This window comes from Streptomyces formicae (assembly GCF_002556545.1).
GTDB classification, from domain to species: Bacteria; Actinomycetota; Actinomycetes; order Streptomycetales; family Streptomycetaceae; genus Streptomyces; species Streptomyces formicae_A.
This window is the reverse complement of sequence record NZ_CP022685.1, coordinates 6061331-6078817: the sequence shown is the minus strand read 5'-3', so window position 1 is coordinate 6078817 and position 17487 is coordinate 6061331. Positions and strand designations below refer to the sequence as shown.

General features: G+C 71.8%; 20 protein-coding genes. 7 read left to right on the top strand and 13 right to left on the bottom strand.

The window, feature by feature from the left end; all coding sequences use genetic code 11:
* Positions 1-19 precede the first annotated feature (19 nt).
* A complete protein-coding gene (locus KY5_RS26710) occupies positions 20-1153 on the top strand; it encodes an Mrp/NBP35 family ATP-binding protein (protein ID WP_098244610.1) in 1134 nt (377 codons plus the stop codon).
* Between the two features lie 125 nt (positions 1154-1278).
* On the opposite strand, the gene KY5_RS26705 is transcribed toward KY5_RS26710, so the two are convergent.
* The 5 genes from KY5_RS26705 to sigE all read right to left on the bottom strand — a co-directional run bounded on the left by KY5_RS26705 (position 1279) and on the right by sigE (position 6329).
* Positions 1279-1947, bottom strand: a complete 669-nt coding sequence (locus tag KY5_RS26705; protein ID WP_234362872.1) for a hypothetical protein — start codon at positions 1945-1947, stop codon at positions 1279-1281.
* Positions 1948-2067: 120 nt separating this feature from the next.
* Positions 2068-2538 carry a sec-independent translocase gene (locus tag KY5_RS26700; RefSeq protein ID WP_098244608.1) on the bottom strand — a complete coding sequence of 157 codons (471 nt, stop codon included), beginning with the start codon at positions 2536-2538 and terminating at the stop codon, positions 2068-2070.
* A 140-nt stretch (positions 2539-2678) separates the two neighbouring features.
* A complete protein-coding gene (locus KY5_RS26695; RefSeq protein WP_098244607.1) occupies positions 2679-4421 on the bottom strand; it encodes a S1C family serine protease in 1743 nt (580 codons plus the stop codon).
* A 130-nt stretch (positions 4422-4551) separates the two neighbouring features.
* On the bottom strand, positions 4552-5466 hold the full coding sequence (locus tag KY5_RS26690; RefSeq protein ID WP_234363220.1) for a zf-HC2 domain-containing protein: 915 nt from the start codon (positions 5464-5466) through the stop codon (positions 4552-4554).
* An 89-nt stretch (positions 5467-5555) separates the two neighbouring features.
* A complete protein-coding gene (sigE, locus tag KY5_RS26685) occupies positions 5556-6329 on the bottom strand; it encodes an RNA polymerase sigma factor SigE (protein ID WP_199843252.1) in 774 nt (257 codons plus the stop codon).
* Between the two features lie 153 nt (positions 6330-6482).
* Here sigE and KY5_RS26680 point away from each other — a divergent pair, with 153 nt between their 5' ends.
* Positions 6483-7181, top strand: coding sequence for an O-methyltransferase (locus tag KY5_RS26680; RefSeq protein WP_098247497.1), 699 nt, complete (start codon positions 6483-6485; stop codon positions 7179-7181).
* A 287-nt stretch (positions 7182-7468) separates the two neighbouring features.
* On the opposite strand, the gene KY5_RS26675 is transcribed toward KY5_RS26680, so the two are convergent.
* Both KY5_RS26675 and KY5_RS41890 read right to left on the bottom strand, forming a co-directional pair.
* Complete coding sequence (locus KY5_RS26675; protein ID WP_003966491.1) at positions 7469-7636, bottom strand: DUF3117 domain-containing protein; 168 nt, start codon at positions 7634-7636, stop codon at positions 7469-7471.
* Positions 7624-7905: a hypothetical protein gene (locus KY5_RS41890; RefSeq protein ID WP_159072602.1), complete on the bottom strand. Its 282-nt coding sequence runs from the start codon at positions 7903-7905 to the stop codon at positions 7624-7626. Before KY5_RS41890 ends, KY5_RS26675 begins: the two co-directional genes overlap by 13 nt.
* Before the next feature lie 39 nt (positions 7906-7944).
* Here KY5_RS41890 and KY5_RS26670 point away from each other — a divergent pair, with 39 nt between their 5' ends.
* Positions 7945-8745 (top strand): enoyl-CoA hydratase/isomerase family protein, encoded by an 801-nt coding sequence (locus tag KY5_RS26670; RefSeq protein ID WP_098244605.1) that lies wholly within the window; start codon positions 7945-7947, stop codon positions 8743-8745.
* A gap of 192 nt (positions 8746-8937) precedes the next feature.
* Here the strand turns inward: KY5_RS26670 and KY5_RS26660 are convergent, their stop codons facing one another.
* Both KY5_RS26660 and KY5_RS26655 read right to left on the bottom strand, forming a co-directional pair.
* A complete protein-coding gene (locus KY5_RS26660; protein ID WP_098244604.1) occupies positions 8938-9528 on the bottom strand; it encodes a DNA-3-methyladenine glycosylase I in 591 nt (196 codons plus the stop codon).
* The gene (locus KY5_RS26655) at positions 9525-9920 is read right to left on the bottom strand and encodes a DivIVA domain-containing protein (RefSeq protein WP_098244603.1); all 396 of its coding nucleotides are present in this window, start codon (positions 9918-9920) and stop codon (positions 9525-9527) included. The genes KY5_RS26660 and KY5_RS26655 overlap by 4 nt, the downstream gene beginning before the upstream one ends.
* A 126-nt stretch (positions 9921-10046) precedes the next feature.
* Here KY5_RS26655 and folP point away from each other — a divergent pair, with 126 nt between their 5' ends.
* Positions 10047-10907, top strand: a complete 861-nt coding sequence (folP, locus tag KY5_RS26650; protein WP_098244602.1) for a dihydropteroate synthase — start codon at positions 10047-10049, stop codon at positions 10905-10907.
* 45 nt (positions 10908-10952) lie between these two features.
* Here folP and KY5_RS26645 read toward each other — a convergent pair whose 3' ends face one another.
* Positions 10953-11702, bottom strand: coding sequence for a TIGR00730 family Rossman fold protein (locus KY5_RS26645; RefSeq protein WP_098244601.1), 750 nt, complete (start codon positions 11700-11702; stop codon positions 10953-10955).
* Between the two features lie 98 nt (positions 11703-11800).
* Positions 11801-12880, bottom strand: coding sequence for a succinyl-diaminopimelate desuccinylase (gene dapE / locus KY5_RS26640; protein WP_098244600.1), 1080 nt, complete (start codon positions 12878-12880; stop codon positions 11801-11803).
* Positions 12881-12960: 80 nt separating this feature from the next.
* On the opposite strand from dapE, the gene KY5_RS26635 reads away from it, so the two are divergent.
* Together KY5_RS26635 and KY5_RS26630 are read left to right on the top strand one after the other, a co-directional pair.
* On the top strand, positions 12961-13899 hold the full coding sequence (locus KY5_RS26635) for a heavy metal transporter (RefSeq protein WP_098244599.1): 939 nt from the start codon (positions 12961-12963) through the stop codon (positions 13897-13899).
* A gap of 325 nt (positions 13900-14224) precedes the next feature.
* On the top strand, positions 14225-14668 hold the full coding sequence (locus KY5_RS26630; protein WP_098244598.1) for an ATP-binding protein: 444 nt from the start codon (positions 14225-14227) through the stop codon (positions 14666-14668).
* Between the two features lie 67 nt (positions 14669-14735).
* Here KY5_RS26630 and KY5_RS26625 read toward each other — a convergent pair whose 3' ends face one another.
* Positions 14736-15830, bottom strand: coding sequence for a bifunctional succinyldiaminopimelate transaminase/glutamate-prephenate aminotransferase (locus tag KY5_RS26625; RefSeq protein WP_098244597.1), 1095 nt, complete (start codon positions 15828-15830; stop codon positions 14736-14738).
* Positions 15831-15955: 125 nt separating this feature from the next.
* The gene (fdxA, locus tag KY5_RS26620) at positions 15956-16276 is read right to left on the bottom strand and encodes a ferredoxin (RefSeq protein WP_030573070.1); all 321 of its coding nucleotides are present in this window, start codon (positions 16274-16276) and stop codon (positions 15956-15958) included.
* 143 nt (positions 16277-16419) lie between these two features.
* Between fdxA and KY5_RS26615 the strand changes: the two genes are divergently transcribed.
* A complete protein-coding gene (locus KY5_RS26615; protein ID WP_098244596.1) occupies positions 16420-17421 on the top strand; it encodes a GNAT family N-acetyltransferase in 1002 nt (333 codons plus the stop codon).
* Positions 17422-17487: the final 66 nt, after the last annotated feature.

The following is a 17487-nucleotide window of genomic DNA, read 5'->3' as shown; positions in this document are numbered from 1 at the left end:
GCGCCGTACTATCGGTCGTATGGCTACGGAAGACGCGGTGCTTGAAGCACTGGCGACGGTGAACGACCCCGAGATCCAGCGACCCATCACCGAGCTGGGGATGGTCAAATCGGTGGACATCGCCCCCGACGGGGCGGTGGCGGTCACCGTGTACCTGACGGTCTCCGGCTGCCCGATGCGCGAGACGATCACCAAGAACGTGACGGACGCGGTCGCGGCCGTCGAAGGCGTCACGCGCGTCGACGTGACGCTCGACGTGATGAGCGACGACCAGCGCAAGGAGCTGGCCGCCGCGCTGCGCGGCGGCACCGCCGAGCGCGAGGTCCCCTTCGCCAAGCCGGGCTCCCTCACCCGCGTCTACGCGGTCGCCTCCGGCAAGGGCGGCGTCGGCAAGTCCTCGGTGACGGTGAACCTGGCGGCCGCGATGGCGGCGGACGGCCTGAAGGTCGGCGTCGTGGACGCGGACATCTACGGCCACTCCGTCCCCCGCATGCTGGGCGCCGACGGCAAGCCCACCCAGGTCGAGAACATGATCATGCCGCCGTCCGCGAACGGCGTGAAGGTCATCTCCATCGGCATGTTCACCCCGGGCAACGCACCGGTCGTGTGGCGAGGACCGATGCTGCACCGCGCCCTCCAGCAGTTCCTCGCCGACGTCTTCTGGGGCGACCTGGACGTGCTGCTCCTGGACCTGCCGCCGGGCACGGGCGACATCGCGATCTCCGTGGCGCAGCTCGTGCCGAACGCCGAGATCCTCGTCGTCACCACGCCCCAGCAGGCCGCGGCCGAGGTCGCCGAGCGCGCGGGCTCCATCGCCGTGCAGACCCACCAGAAGATCGTCGGCGTCGTCGAGAACATGTCCGGGCTGCCCTGCCCGCACTGCGACGAGATGGTCGACGTGTTCGGCACGGGCGGCGGCCAGCGGGTCGCCGAGGGCCTCACGAAGACGACGGGGGCGACGGTCCCCGTCCTCGGCTCCATCCCGATCGACGTCCGCCTGCGCGAGGGCGGCGACGAGGGCAAGCCCGTCGTCCTGACCGACCCGGACTCCCCCGCGGGCTCGGCGCTGCGCGCGATCGCGGGCAAGCTGGGCGGCCGCCAGCGCGGCCTCGCGGGCATGTCGCTCGGGGTCACGCCGCGCAACAAGTTCTGAGTTCTGAGAGGTGCCCCGGTAGGAGCGCCCCGTAAGGGGCGCGGGACTGTGTCAATTTGCGGCTCCGCCGCGTGGGCGCGACCAGCCACGGTCGACCCGCACAGAACCACGCGCCCCACGGAGTGTCAGGCGTACGCGGTGATGTCCTTGATGACGGCGAAGCCGAGCCCGTACGCACTCATCCCGCGCCCGTAGGCGCCGAGGTGCACGCCCTCCTTCGTGGACCCCGCCAGCACCCACCCGAACTCGGACTCGCGGTAGTGGAACGGCGTCGGCACCCCGTCCACCGGCAGCGAGAGCGCCGACCAGTCGGAGCCCTCCAGATCGTCCGCGAGGGCCCAGGCCGTCTCCGTCTGCTGGTCCAGCCAGTCGTCGCGCAGCGTGTGGTCCATCTGCCCGGGCCAGGTGTGGGTCAGCAGGCCCACACCGGCGAGCCAGGCCGCCGAGGAGACCGAGGTGGCCTCCAGGACGCCGGTGCCGTCGGAGCTGCGCCGCACGGGATTGGCCGCGACGGTCACCACGACCGCGAAGCGCTCCTTGTCGCTGGTGCCGAGGGTGCCCTCGGCCCGGACCGACGGCTCGTCACCGTGCCCGATCGAACCGTGCTCCACGGCACCGTCCGCCGTCGCGCCGACCTGCATCAGCCAGCGCTGCCCCGTGAAGGCCTCGTCAAGGCCGTACCAGGGGAAGGGCGCCAGCAGGTAGCCGTCGACCGTGCGCCGGGCGGAGGGCACCGCTTGTGCGGTGCCGTCCGCGGCCGGCGCCTGCGCGCCTACCCGACTTGTCGTCTCCATGTACCCGGCCGCCTCCTCGCTCTCGTCGGTCCGGAGCGGCCCGCCCCCCTCGGGCGTCCTCACGCCGGACAACAAGGCAGGATAGCCACACCGGTTCCCGGCGGCGGCTCAGGCGATGGCTCAGGTGGCGTCCGCGTCGAAAGGCGGGCGGTCCCCCGCGTCGAGCTTCTTGGGCTCCGCGGGCTTCTTCAGCATGTCGACGCGGGCCCCCTTGGAGAGCGCGGCGGGCGCCTCCGAGGAGTCGTCGGAGTCGTCCGAGGAATCGCTCTCGCGGCCGTGCACGGCGTCCGCGACCTCGTTCATCTCCTTCTTCAGGTCGAAGCCGTTGCGGATTTCCTTGAGCCCGAGCTCGTCGTTGTCGAGCTGCTTGCGGATGAACTTCTTCGGGTTCAGGTCCTCGAACTCGAAGTCCTTGAACTCCGGGCCCAGCTCTTCCCTTATGTCCGCCTTCGCGCTGTCGGAGAACTCGCGGATCTTGCGGATCGTGCGGGAGACGTCCTGAATGACCTTCGGCAGCTTGTCGGGACCGAAAATGAGCACGGCGAGGACGACCAGCGTCACTATCTCGAGTGCGCCAATGTCATTGAACACCTTGAGCTCCTTGCGATGTCCTCAGCCCGTTTGTCCTCAGCCCGTATGCGTGGTCTGGACCGTGACCACGGTACCCGCCGCTCGTGTCCGTCCGGTAGCCGCTGCACGACAACCCGGGACACACCTGGCCAGTCCTTTACTCAGCTCCCGCCGGCCGAGCCGAGCACCAACGTCACCTCGCGGTCCGCGCCGCCGCGCTCGACGGTCAGCGCCAGGCGGTCCTTGGGGCGGTGCGCGCGGACCTTGATGATGAGCTCGTCGCTGGAGTGCACGGCGTTCCCGTCCACCTCGGTGATGACGTCGCCGGGCTTGAGACCCGCCCGGTCGCCGGGTCCTCCCGCGTTGACGGCGGGGCCGCCGTCCCTGCCCTTGTCGGCGATGCGGGCGCCGTCGCCGGTGAACTCGGTGTCGAGCGTGACGCCGATCACCGGGTGCGTCGCCTTGCCGAAGTTGATCAGCTCCTCGGCGACGCGCTTGCCCTGGTTGATGGGGATGGCGAAGCCGAGGCCGATCGACCCCGCCTGGCCGCCGCCCTGCTCGGAGCCCTCGTCGGCGGAGCGTATGGCGCTGTTGATGCCGACGACGCGGGCCTTCGAATCGACCAGCGGGCCGCCCGAGTTGCCCGGGTTGATGGGGGCGTCCGTCTGGAGCGCGTCGACGTACGAGATGTCGCTGCCGTCGCCCTTCTCGCCGCCCGCGGTGATGGGCCGCTCCTTGGCGCTGATGATCCCGGAGGTCACCGTGTTCTCCAGGTCGAAGGGGGCGCCGATCGCTACGACGGGGTCGCCGACCTGGACGTTCTCGGAGTTCCCGAGGGGCAGGGGGTGCAGTCCGCGGACGCCGGAGACCTTGACGACGGCCAGGTCGTAGCCGGAGTCGCGGCCGATGACCTCGGCCTTGGCGGTCTCGCCGCCGCTGAAGGTCACCGTGATCTCGCCGCCGGTCCCCGCGGGCTCGACGACGTGGTTGTTGGTCAGGATGTGGCCTTTGGCGTCCAGGACGAATCCGGTCCCTGTGCCCTGCGCCGAGTCGCCGCTGACGTGCAGGGTCACGACGCCGGGCAGGGCCGCGGACGCGATGCCCGCGACGCTGCCCTTGGGCCGGTCCTTGGACTCCGTGCCCGCCTGCGGAAGCTCGATCTCACCGACGCCGCCGTTGCGCTCCAGATACGACCCGATCGCACCGCCGATCCCTCCGGCCACGAGAGCGATCACCACGAACCCGACCACCACCACCCGCCGCGCCCGCTTGCGCTGCTTCTCCGGCGGCTCGGGGGGCAGCGAACCGGTCTGCTGGAGCGGCGCGTTCCAGGGGTCGTACGGCTGCCGGGGCACACCGCCCCGCGGGGGCGTGGAGCCGTCGTACGGGGGCGGGACGGGCGCCTGGGTGCCGTGCGGCGGGGTCGCCCCGTGCGGGGGCGGTGAGGTCGGGGGGAGCGCGGTGCCGTGGGCCGGGGTCGCCACCGGGTGCTGCACCGGCGGGGCGGGGGCCCAGGGGCCCGGTTCGCCGTACGGCGGGGTGCTGTACGGGTCCGGATCGTGCAGGGGGCGCGGCCGCTCGGCGGGCGCGGCGGCGTCCGGGGCGGGCCGCGCGGGAACGGGCGGCAGCGCGTCGGCCGGTGCCGTGCGCTCGGGGGCGGGGCCCTGCGGGGCCGCGTCGAACCCCGTGCCCACGGGCGGCGTCGGGCCACCCGGTATCGGAGCGTGCGGTATCGGGCCGTGCGGCGCCCCGGCGGCCGGGGGCGAGGGCTGGGCCGGATCCGGGGCCGCCCGCGGTGCGTGCCGGTCCTGCTGCGACTCCTGCTGCGGCGCGGGCGCGATGCCCGGTACCTCCGGCCGGGGGCGGCTCCACCACTTCGCCTTCGTGGGCTTCCCCTCGTCCATGTTCTCCCCACAACTGGCCCGCGGCGGACGCCGATTAGGTACTCAACCCCGCGCCCGCCGAGTCCTCGGCAAGCACGGCCCACCGAGGATTCAACCAGGTTCGCCCGCCGGAGCGCAGGGCGACGTCACGTCAGCGCAGCTGCGACGTTCCCTTCAGCGGTCCCGGGTCGGGCGCCGACGTGGCGGCACTGAACGACTCGGAACCCAGGGGCCCCAGGGAGCCGCCCGTGCCCGGCAGTTCGGACTCCTGGGTCTCGGCGACCCGGCGGTCCGGGGACGGCGGGCGTATCAACGGGGACATCGCGGTGGCACCGCCCACCAGCGGCGCGGTCAACGCGTACACCGGGTCCTGCTGCCGCAGGGGCTGCGCGGGGGCGCCGGGCAGCAAGGGCCCTGCCACCTCGGTCGGCGCGACGGGCGTCGCGAGGACGCCGGGGCGCCTGCCCTGCACCGACAGCGGATTGCCGCCGCCGCGGCGCCGCGTGGAGTCCGACGTCGCCGCGGGGCCCGAGCCCTGCGTGCGCTGCGGAGTCACGTTGCTGTTGCTGCCGGAGCCGCCCGCGCGGGAGTCGCTCACATCGGCGGGGGCGACCGCCGTGACACCGCCCAGCGCTATCGCGGCCAGCGACACCGCGCCCGCGGCGGCGAACGCGAACCGGCGCCCGCGCCAGGCGGAACGCTCGGGCTCGGGCCTGCGGACGTCGTGGATGCGGAAGCCCCGCTGCTCGCTGGGGAGCACCGCGGCGTGGATGCCGGACGGCACGTACCCCACGAAGGACTCCGTGCTCACGCCGAAGACCCCGGACCGGGGCAGTCCCGTCGATCCGGTCGATCCGGTGGCGAATCCGTCACCGTCCCCGTCCCCGGGGGGCTCGATGCCGCCTCCTGGAAGACCTTGGAGCCTGGCCAGGAAGCTCTCGGTCGGCGGCGGCGGGGCCGCCTGCGCGAAGACGTTCTTCAGGCGACGCTGGGCGTCGGCCTCGGTCTTGCACATCGGACAGGTCGCCAGATGTGCGAGGACGCGCTCGCGCGCGTCATGGCCCAACTCGCCGTCCACCAGGGCGGCGAGTCGGTCCCCCAGATGCTGCTCGGCCTCGGCTAGTTGCCGTTCGGCAGGATTCGACCGTGATCCACTCACGCGGTCGCGCCCCCTCCTCCCGGCACCACGGCCCCCGTCACCGCGAGCGAGCGGCGCTCGGCGCGGGCCTCGGGCGAGCGGTGCTGGAGCGCCTTGCGCAGCTGCGAACGGCCACGGTGGATACGGCTGCGGACCGTACCCAGCTTGACGCCGAGGGTCGCGGCGATCTCCTCGTACGACAGGCCCTCGATGTCGCAGAGCACCACGGCGGCACGGAACTCGGGCGCGAGGGTGTCGAGCGCCTGCTGGACGTCCGCGTCGAAGTGCGTGTCGTTGAAGACCTGCTGGGGCGACGGCTCGCGGCTGGGCAGCCGCTCGGCCGCGTCGTCCCCGAGCGCGTCGAAGCGGATGCGCTGCTTGCGACGCACCATGTCCAGGAAGAGGTTGGTGGTGATCCGGTGCAGCCAGCCCTCGAAGGTGCCGGGCGTGTAGGTCGAAAGGGACCGGAAGACACGGACGAAGACCTCTTGCGTGAGGTCCTCGGCGTCGTGCTGGTTACCGGTCAGGCGATACGCCAGGCGGTATACGCGGCCGCTGTGCGTGCTGACGATCTCCTCCCAGGTGGGCGGAGTCCACGCCTGCGCATCCGCGTCAGCGGCAAAGGTCGCGGTCTGAGCGGAGTCGTCGGCACGGAATCGGTCAGCGGTGTTGGTCACGGATTTCGGCTCACCCGCCAACCTGAGAAAACGCCGGAGCGCTCCTCCCCGATCCGCGGACGCAGCCGCACCTCCCCTATCGGCTCTGGTGGTGTCCAGTGGAGCCCCTACCATAACCACCTCGCCCGTTAGCTCCGGATAAGCGTTTTTACGTGAATTTGGTACGGGCTTCCGCGTAGGTGTCCTGCCCCTTCGTCGCGCCCGCTTCCCGTCTTGATCCATCCGTTACCCCCGTTGCGCTCCCACCCCCTCATAACGCCCGGTCCCATCTGCGGGTTCCCGGCCCCAACGGATACAGTCACGGCCAGGCAACCACGGGGACAGGAGAGGGCCATTACCGGCAACCGGCAGACGAGCTGGGCGTTCGCCGACGCCTTTGTCGCCGAGGACGAGGCGCTGCGCTGGGCCCGGGACCGGGCCCGGGAGACAGGGCTGCCCTCGGTGTCGCCCGGCACCGGCGCCGCGCTGCGGATGCTCGCCGCCACCGTTGACGCGAAAGCGGTGGCCGAAATCGGTACCGGGACCGGGGTGTCGGGGATCCACCTGCTGCACGGGATGCGGCCCGACGGCGTACTGACCACGGTCGATCCCGAGCCGGACCGCCAGCAGTTCGCCCGCCAGGCCTTCCGGGCGGCCGGGTTCGCCGGGAACCGGGCGCGGTTCATCCCGGGGCGCGCGCTGGACGTCCTGCCCCGCCTCGCCGACGGCGGCTACGACCTCGTCTTCTGCGACGGCGACCGCACGGAGTCCCTCGAATACCTCGCTGAATCGTTGCGCCTGCTGCGGCCCGGTGGGCTCGTCTGCTTCGAGGGCGTCTTCGCGGACGGCAGGACGGTGGACTCGGGGCCGCAGCCGGTGGAGGTGCTTCGGCTTCGGGATCTTTTGCGGACGGTGCGGGAGAGTGCGGAGCTGGTGCCGTCGTTGGTGCCGGTGGGGGATGGGCTTCTCTGTGTCGTCAAACGGTGACGCTGCGCTGGCTTGGGCGGTTTTCCCGTTCCTCGGGTCCCCGGTGCGGCTTCTCTTCCGTGACGGGGGCTGTGTAGCCGTTTTGCGCTTCCGCGGCGGGGTTTTGCGCAGTTCCCCGCGCCCCTAGATCCTTCCGCGACGGGGCTCGTGTGACCGTTGCCCGCCTCCGCGACGGGGATTCGCGCAGTTCCCCGCGCCCCTAGGGCGCGGGCTCGACCCGGAGACAGCACTGCCCCGGCATCGTCGTACGATGCCGGGGCAGTGAAAAGTTCGGGCGCGCTTCCGCGTCAGCCGACGACCTTCTTCAGGGCGTCGCCGAGCGCGTCGGCCTCGTCCGGAGTCAGTTCGACGACAAGTCGTCCGCCGCCTTCGAGCGGAACGCGCATGACGATGCCCCGCCCCTCCTTGGTCACCTCGAGCGGGCCGTCGCCCGTCCGCGGCTTCATGGCCGCCATGCTCGTTCCCCTTCCTGAAACCAGCTCATCGCAGCCGACAACCCAGGTGTCACCGGCATCGAACACATTGCTTCCAGGCCATTATCCCGCATGGCAGGACCCGATGACCAACATCGGTCGGCATCGCTTGCGCAACGCGCGCCCGCAAAACCACCCAATTCGGCGATGTGGCTGCGATACTTCGCCGCCCCATACGCCTCAGGGCCCCGGATTTCTTTGACGCAGGTCACATCTCCGGCCTCGTACCGGAGCCCGATGATCTCCGTCATGCTGAGCTCCTACGTACTGGACCAGCGGAGGGGACCACCATGTCGGACAGCGTGCTCTACGAGGTGAGCGACGGACTCGCGACGATCACGATCAATCGCCCCGACGCGATGAACGCGATGAACACCGAGGCCAAGGTCGCCCTGCGCGACGCCGCGCGGGCCGCCGCCGACGACGACGCCGTGCGGGCCGTCCTGCTCACCGCGACCGGGCGCGCCTTCTGCGTGGGGCAGGACCTCAAGGAGCACATCGGGTTCCTGATGACCGACCGCGAGGCGGGCACGGGGCAGACGATGACCACCGTCAAGGAGCACTACAACCCCATCGTGCGGGCCATCGCCGGGATGCCGAAGCCCGTGGTCGCCGGGGTCAACGGAGTCGCCGCGGGCGCGGGATTCGGCTTCGCGCTCGCCGCCGACTACCGCGTGGTCGCGGACAACGCCAAGTTCAACACCTCCTTCGCCGGGGTCGCGCTGACCGCCGACTCGGGTGTCTCCTGGACGCTGCCGAGGGTGATCGGTCCCGGCAGGGCCGCCGACCTGCTGCTGTTCCCGCGGAACATCAGCGCGCAGGAGGCGTACGACCTGGGCATCGCCAACAAGGTCGTACCCGCCGCCGAGCTGGCCGAGGAGGCCGCGAGGGTGGCCCGCACCCTGGCCGAAGGCCCCACGCTCGCCTACGGGGCCCTCAAGGAGTCCCTCGCCTATGCCGCGGGCCACACCCTGGACGAGGCTCTCGACAAGGAGGACGAGCTCCAGTCGAAGGCGGGGCAGTCCGAGGACCACACGATCGCCGTGCGGGCCTTCATCGCGAAGGAGAAGCCCGAGTACCTCGGGCGCTGAACGGCCGCCGGGCAGGCCCTAGGCCCTGTCGTCAAACTCCCGTCGTCGCCCGAAGGGCGGCCCCGCGGCGTCTGGTGCGTGCGATCGCAAGGCGCCGGGATGTCCTCGTAGTGGGCCTACTCGGGCATTCCGGCAACGCCGCGAGCGTGCGTGCCAGACGTCGCGGGGCAGACGGGAGTTTGACGACAGGGCCTAGCCCGCCGCCTCGCGGGCCACGCAGTCCGCGAGGTGGTCGTTGACCAGACCGCAGGCCTGCATCAGGGCGTACGCCGTGGTGGGGCCGACGAAGCGGATGCCGCGCTTCTTGAGGGCCTTGGACAGGGCCGTGGACTCCTCGGTGATCGCGGGCACGTCGGAGAGCTTCCTGGGCGCCTTGCGGGAGGCGGCGTCCGGCGCGAACGACCAGATCAGGGAGTCCAGTTCGCCGTCGGACCAGTCGGCGAGCACGCGCGCGTTGGCCAGGGTCGCTTCGATCTTGGCGCGGTTGCGGATGATCCCCGGGTCGGCGAGGAGCCGCGCACTGTCCGCGTCGGTGAACTCCGCGACCGAGGCGATCTTGAAGTCGGCGAAGGCGGTCCGGAAGCCCTCGCGGCGCCGCAGGATCGTGATCCACGACAGGCCCGACTGGAACGCCTCCAGGCAGAGCCGCTCGTACAGCGCGTCGTCGCCGTGGACCGGGCGGCCCCATTCGTCGTCGTGGTACGCCACGTAGTCCTCGGTGGACAGGCCCCAGGGGCAGCGCAGGCCCCCGTCGGGTCCCGCGACGGCGTCGCTCGTGCTCACTGGTCGTCCCCTGTCTGCCGCTGCTCGTCCGGTCCCGCCGCCTTGCGCGGTTCGTACCCGTCGAAGAGGTCCTTGCCGCCGACCGCCGTGGCCTGCGCCCCGGCCAGGGCCGCCTCCAGCTCGGCGATGCGGGCGTCCCGCTCGGCGAGCTCGGCGCCGAGGCGGCCGAGCACGTCGTCCACCTCGCCCATGTGGTAGCCGCGCAGCGTCAGCGGGAAGCGGACCTCGTCCACGTCGGCACGGCGCAGCGGGCGGTCCTCGGGGAGCGGGTCGGTGAACCGCTCGGGCGCGGCATCGGGCAGCGCGCCGCTCTCGCCGCCGCCGACCACGGCGAGCGTCACCGCGCCGACCACCACCACGAGGGCGATGACCAGGAACAAGAACAAGACCATCTCTTCAGGCCCCCACGCTCGACGTGCCCGTGCTGAAACTGTCAGGGTCCGATCGTGCCATGCGGCACTGACAGTTAAGGTCGCAGGCGGCCGCAGTGCGACAAGGACCCAGGAGGATCACAGGGGATGCTCAGGCTTGGCAGGCGCGAGTTCGACGCGCACGAGCCGGTGATCATGGCGATCGTCAACCGGACCCCGGACTCCTTCTACGACCAGGGGGCCACGTTCCGCGACGAGCCCGCGCTGGCCCGGGTGGAACAGGCGGTGGCCGAGGGCGCCGCCATCATCGACATCGGCGGGGTCAAGGCGGGACCCGGCGAGGAGGTGACCGCGCAGGAGGAGGCGCGCCGCACGGTCGGCTTCGTCGCGGAGGTGCGCAGGCGGTTCCCCGACGTGGTGATCAGCGTCGACACCTGGCGGCACGACGTGGGCGAGGCGGTCTGCGAGGCGGGCGCCGATGTGCTCAACGACGCCTGGGGCGGGGTGGATCCGAAGCTCGCGGAGGTCGCCGCGCGGTACGGGGCGGGCCTGGTGTGCACGCACGCGGGCGGCGCGGAGCCTCGGACGAGGCCGCACCGGATCACGTACGACGACGTGATGGCCGACATCCTGCGCGTGACGGTCGGCCTGGCCGAGCGCGCGGTGGAACTCGGCGTCCCGCGCGAGTCCGTGATGATCGACCCGGGGCACGACTTCGGCAAGAACACCCGGCACAGCCTGGAGGCCACCCGCAGGCTCGGCGAGATGACGGAGACGGGCTGGCCGGTCCTGGTCTCGCTCTCCAACAAGGACTTCGTGGGCGAGACCCTCGACAAGCCGGTCAAGGAGCGCGTGATCGGCACCCTGGCGACGACGGCGGTCTCGGCGTGGCTCGGCGCCCAGGTCTACCGCGTCCACGAGGTCGCCGAGACGAGGCAGGTCCTGGACATGGTGGCGACGATCGCGGGGCACCGGGCGCCTGCGGTGGCGCGGCGGGGGCTGGCCTGAGTGCGGCGGGGGCCGGCCCGAGAGCCTGCCCCCGCGCGCGGGGTGCTACTTACCGACTTCCTTCGTCACCAAGGAGATCGCCTCGTCCACGTCGTCCGTGACGTGGAAGAGGAGCAGGTCCGCCTCCGATGCCTTGCCCTGGGCGATGACCGTGTTCTTCAGCCAGTCGATCAGGCCGTTCCAGTACTCCGATCCGAACAGGACGATCGGGAAGCGCGTGACCTTGCGGGTCTGTACGAGGGTGAGCGCTTCGAAGAGTTCGTCCAGGGTGCCGAGGCCGCCGGGCAGGACCACGAAGCCCTGGGCGTACTTCACGAACATCGTCTTGCGGACGAAGAAGTAGCGGAAGTTCACGCCGATGTCGACGTACTGGTTGAGGCCCTGCTCGAAGGGGAGCTCGATGCCGAGGCCGACGGACGTGCCCTTGGCCTCGACCGCGCCCTGGTTGGCGGCCTGCATGGCGCCGGGACCGCCGCCCGTGATCACCGCGAAGCCCGCCTCCACGAGCGCCTTGCCGATCTCGACGCCCGCCGCGTACTCGGGCGAGTCCTCCGCGGTGCGCGCCGAGCCGAACACGCTGATCGCGGGCGGGAGTTCGGCGAGCGTGCCGAAGCCCTCGATGAACTCGGACTGGATGCGCAGGACTCTCCAGGGATCCGTGTGCACCCACTCGGAGGGTCCGTCGGAGTCGAGGAGACGCTGGTCGGTGGTGCCGGGCTGGACCTTGTCCCTGCGTCGCAGCACCGGGCCGAGCCGCTGCTCCTCGGGACGCTTCCTGCCCTCAGGGTTGCTCATCGTCTGCTCCCTCCATGCGTACGTGAATCACAGCGTAGGTCTACGCGGGTTACAGCCGAGGGACGTCGGGATGTCCGGTTCCGGGAGCCTCATCGATGTCACGCCGTCAGCCAGCCGCGCAGCCGCTCCTCCGCTTCCGGGATCCGCTTGGCCTCGACGCGCTCGTCGACCTTGTGGGCGAGCAGCGGGTTGCCGGGGCTGTAGTTGACCGCGGGCACGCCGAGCCTGCTGAAGCGCGCCACGTCCGTCCAGCCGAACTTGGGGCGGGCCTCGCCGCCGACGGCCGCGACGAACGCGGCGGCGGCCGGGTGCGTCAGTCCGGGCCGGGCCGCGCCGGTGTGGTCGTCGACGATGAACTCCTCGACGCCGCAGTCCGCGAAGTAGTCGCGCACGAAGGCGAGCGCCTCCTCCTCGCTGCGGTCCGGCGCGTAGCGGAAGTTGACGGTGACGGTGCACTCGTCGGGGATGACGTTGGTGGCGACGCCGCCCTCGATGCGGACGGCGTTGAGCCCCTCGTGGAACCGGAGGCCCTCGACGACCGGCGTGCGGGGCTCGTACGCGGCGAGCTTCTGGAGGATGGGCGTCGCGGCGTGGATGGCGTTGGAGCCCATCCACGCGCGTGCGGAGTGCGCCCGCTCGCCCTTGGTCTTCAGGAGCACCCGGAGCGTGCCCTGGCAGCCGCCCTCGACCAGGCCGTCGGTCGGCTCCAGGAGGATCGCGAAGTCACCGGCGAGCCAGTCGGGGTGGGCCTCGGCGACGTGCCCGAGGCCGTTCAGGTGCGCGGCCACCTCTTCGTTGTCGTAGAAGACGAAGGTGAGGTCGCGGTTGGGTTCGGTCACCGTCTGCGCGATGCGCAGCTGGACGGCGACGCCCGACTTCATGTCGCAGGTGCCGCAGCCCCACAGGACGCCGTCGTCGTCCAGGCGCGAGGGCACGTTGTCCGCGATCGGCACCGTGTCGATGTGCCCGGCGAGGATGACCCGCTCCGCGCGGCCCAGGTCCGTGCGGGCCACCACGTTGTTGCCGTACCGGTCCACGGTGAGGTGCGGCAGGGCGCGCAGGGCCGTCTCGATGGCGTCGGCGAGCCCCTTCTCGGACCCGCTCGGGGACGGGAAGTCGACCAGCCTCGCGGTCAGCTCCGCGGCGTCCAACGTGAGGTCAAGCGGCGTATCGGTCATGCTCACGACCCTAACGCCCGCCGTCCCCGCGACCGCTCGCAGGACTCGGGCACCGCACGGAACTCCAGTACCGTGGACACGTGCCTGAGCCCCCCACCCCACGGTGGCGCGGCCGTCTTCCGCGCCTCGGGACCGCGTTCGCCGTGCTGCTCGCCGTCGCGGGTTACGTGGCGGTGCAGTACGTGTACGGGGGCAAGCCGGAGCCGCGGTGCACGGTGGTGTCGGGCAACGGCGACGGCGCTTCGTACACCTTCACGGCCGAGCAGGCGCGGAACGCCTCGACGGTCGCCGTGGTCGGCACCTCGCGCGGCATGCCCGAGCGGGCGGTGACCATCGCCCTGGCGACCGCGCTCCAGGAGTCGGGCCTGCACAACATCCGCCACGGCGACCGCGATTCGCTCGGCCTCTTCCAGCAGCGGCCCTCGCAGGGCTGGGGCGACGAGCGGCAGATCATGGACCCGGCGTACGCGTCGGCCCGCTTCTACGCCCACCTCGCCGACGTCCCCGGCTACTCACGGCTGCCCCTCACGGTCGCCGCGCAGCGCGTGCAGCACAGCGGCTATCCGCAGGCGTACGCCAAGCACGAACCGGACGCGGCGCTGCTCGCGGCGGCGCTGACCGGGCGCGCGCCCGCCACCCTGAGCTGCGAGGGCCGCCCCGGCACGGACCCGGGCGGCCCCGCGCAGGTACGGGCCGCGCTGGTCCGCGACTTCGGCCGGGCGGTGCGCCCTGACGACACCGGGGGCCGCACGGTCTCCGTGCCGGTGTCCTCGACGCCGACGACGACGGACGGCGGCGCCCCCGCGCGCGGCTGGGAGCTGGCGCACTGGGCGGTGGCCCAGTCCTCCGCGCTGCGCATCGAGCGGGTCTCCTACGCGGGACGCGAGTGGCGCGCGGGGGACGGCGAGGGCTCCGGGGACGGCGCGGGGCGATGGCGCAGGACGCCGAAGGGCCGCGAAGAGGGCGCCGCGGGGGCGGAGCGGGACGCGGCCGAGGTCCGCATTGTCACCGGGCAGTAGTACGGCGGGTCACTCGATCGGGGCACGGAGATCACCGGTCGACGGCCTCTCTCCCTGATGCGCCCCGCCCCTCCCCCGTACTCCCCACATCCCTTGAGAACAAAGGGGATTAAGGATTCCGCGGCGATTCGCGACGAAGGGCGTTTGCCCGTTTTTATCCGAAGCCGATAATGCGATGCATTGCCAACTCTTTACGTTGCGCCACCGCAACCTTCGCGGGCTTCGAGCGGTAGTCACTGCGTCCGATCGCCGGAACCCATCCGGCGGGCAGCCGGAGCCGATCCGGCCGGACGACCCCATGTTCTCTCCCGTCTGAAGGAGCATCATGTCCCTCCCCCTGACCCGCCGGATCGCCCGTGCCGCGCTGCTCGGCGCAGCCGGTGCAGCTGCCGCGGTCGGTGCGGCCGGCTCCGCAAGCGCCGCGGCTCTCCCCGCCGCCCCCGACCTGGGCGGACTCACCGCCCTGGACGGTGCCAACCTGGGCAACACCGTCGACGGTGCCGCCCAGCACACCAGCAAGCTCGCCGGTGAGACCGGCAGCAAGACCGTGAAGAAGGCCGTTCCCGCCGCGGGCAAGGCCGTTGGCAAGGGCGCCAAGACCACCACCCCGGCCGCGCAGAAGGCCGCCGGTGACGTCGCGGGCAGCGCGGGCGAGGTGCTCGGCGACACCGCGGGCACGGCCACCGACGGCGGCCTGCCCACCGACGCGGTCACCAAGGGCGGCCTGCCCACCGACCAGCTGCCGCTCAAGGGCCTGCCCCTCGGCTAGTCCCGGCACGGACGCGGGAAGGGCCCGGAGCCAGTGGCTCCGGGCCCTTCCCGCGTTCCCGTGCGCCTCAGGCCAGGCGCGCGACCGCCTCCGCCACGCGCTCGTCCGTCGCCGTCAGGGCCACGCGCACGAAGCGCTCGCCCGCCGGGCCGTAGAAGTCGCCGGGCGCCACGAGGATGCCGAGCTCCGCGAGGTGTCCGACGGTGTCCCAGCAGGACTCGTCGCGGGTCGCCCACAGGTAGAGGCTCGCCTCGCTGTGCTCGATGCGGAAGCCGTGCTTCAGGAGCGCGTCGCGCAGGGCCGCGCGCCGGGCCGCGTACCGCTCGCGCTGCTCGCGCACGTGCTCGTCGTCACCGAGCGCCGCGACGACCGCCGCCTGCGTCGGCGCGGACGTCATCATGCCGCCGTGCTTGCGGATCTGGAGCAGGTCGCCGAGCACGCCCGCGTCACCGGCGACGAACGCCGCGCGGTAGCCCGCCAGGTTGGAGCGCTTGGAGAGCGAGTGGACGGCCACGATCCCCTCGTACGAACCGCCGCACACGTCCGGGTGCAGCACCGAGACCGGCTCCGCCTCCCAGCCGAGCTCCAGGTAGCACTCGTCGCTGACGAGCAGCACGCCGTGCTCGCGCGCCCAGGCCACCGTGCGGGTCAGCTCGTCCTTGGACAGGACGCGACCGGTCGGGTTCGAGGGCGAGTTGAGCCAGAGGAGCTTGAGGCCCGTGGGGTCCAGCTCCGTCGGGTCGTCGTAGGCGACGTACTCCGCGCGGGCCAGGCGCGCCCCCACCTCGTACGTCGGGTAGGCGAGCCGCGGGTAGGCGACGACGTCGCCGGGGCCGAGGCCCAGCTGCGTCGGGAGCCAGGCCACCAGCTCCTTGGAGCCGACGACCGGCAGGACGTTGCGGTGGGTGATGTCCCGTGCGCCGAGGCGCCGTTCGCACCATCCGGTGATCGCGTCGCGCAGCTCGGTGGTGCCCCACACCGTCGGATAGCCCGGCGAGTCCGCGGCCGCGACCAGTGCTTTCTGGATGAGCTCGGGCACCGGATCGACCGGGGTGCCCACCGACAGGTCGACGATGCCGCCGGGGTGGGCGGCCGCCGTGGCCTTGTACGGCTCGAGCTTGTCCCAGGGGAAGGTGGGAAGGCGGTCGGAGACTACGGACACGTGGTGACTCCCGTAATGCGTGTGGTGCGTGCGGCGCTTGTACGACGCGACGCGTCGCTGTGCAAATGCCCCGGTCCCGTACGGCGGACGTGCCGTACGGGACCGGGGCGGCGCTCTGACTGCCGTTACTGGTTCTGCGGCGGCAGGGCGGCGATGAAGGCGTGGTCGCGCTCGATCAGGCCGAGCTTGCTCGCGCCACCGGGCGAACCGAGCTCGTCGAAGAACTCGACGTTCGCCTTGTAGTAGTCCTTCCACTCCTCAGGAGTGTCGTCCTCGTAGAAGATCGCCTCGACCGGGCAGACCGGTTCGCAGGCTCCACAGTCGACGCATTCGTCCGGGTGGATGTACAAGGACCTGGAGCCCTCGTAAATGCAGTCGACCGGGCACTCCTCGATGCACGCCTTGTCCTTGACGTCGACACAAGGCTGCGCGATGACGTAGGTCACGCTGTCGTTCCTCCTCGATACGGGCGTTGGCGGGCCGTCTTCAGGCTCCGCTCGCCTGGCGCGCGGGAGCGCGGCGTCGTCGATGCCCGCCCCTAGTATCTCCGTTCCCGGGCATGATCCGAACAGGAGGGGCGTACAGAGCTGTGGAATTCACTGCGGGCGGACGGCTTGAGGTCCGAATCACCCCTGCTGACGTGGGTAAACGCGTCTCTGTTCGACGCGTGAGCGAGGCCCTTGAGCCTGCCGGGAAGTTCACCGACACGGTGGGCGTTCTCACATCGTGGAACGACGGTGTGGTGCTCATCACACGACGCGACGGGGAAAGCGTCAGGATCGACGAGCGATCCCTCGTCGCGGGCAAGGTCGTCCCCGCCGCCCCGGCCCGCAGGCGGGGCCCCGCCGCCTCGTACGAGGAGCTGGCGCGGGTCAGCGCGCGGGCCTGGCAGCCGGTGGAGAGCGAGCGGCTCGGCGCGTGGGAGCTGCGGGCGGCGTCGGGGTTCACCCGGCGGGCCAACTCGGTGCTGCCGCTCGGCGATCCGGGCCGACCCCTTGACGAGGCCCTGCGGCAGGTGCGCGACTGGTACGCGGCCCGGGAGCTGCCCGCCTACGTGCAGACCGCGACGGGCGCCGAGGGCACGCAGGAGCTGCTCTGCGCCGAGCTGGCGGCACGCGGCTGGGAGCGCGAGGTGAGCGCCCGGTTGCACATCGGCGGACTCGCCCCGGTCGGGGACCTGGACGCGGACGTGTCGCGCGTGGAACTCTCCCGGTCCTATGACGAGGCGTGGCTGCGGCGGTACAAGCGGTTCGGGGTTCCCGGACCGCATGTGCTCAAGGTGCTGGCGAGCGGGCCCTCGGTGTGGTTCGCTTCCGTGCCCGGGAGCGGGGAATCGCCGGCCGCCATCGGGCGGTGCGTGGTGGACGGGCGCTGGGCCGGTTTCATGGCGGTCGAGGTGGACCCGGAGCACCGGCGGCAGGGACTCGCCACCGCGGTGATGACCGCGCTGTCGCGGCAGGCCCTCGCGGAGGGCGCGTCGGCGGCCTGGCTGCAGGTGGAGGACGACAACGACGGTGCGCGGGCGCTGTACGGCGAGATGGGCTTCGCGGCGCATCACGCGTACCACCACTACCGGTACGGGGCCGCCTGAGCGGTCCCGGCGGGACGGGGGCTCGCGGGCGGGAGACGCGCGGGCGAGCGGCACACTGCACGAGAG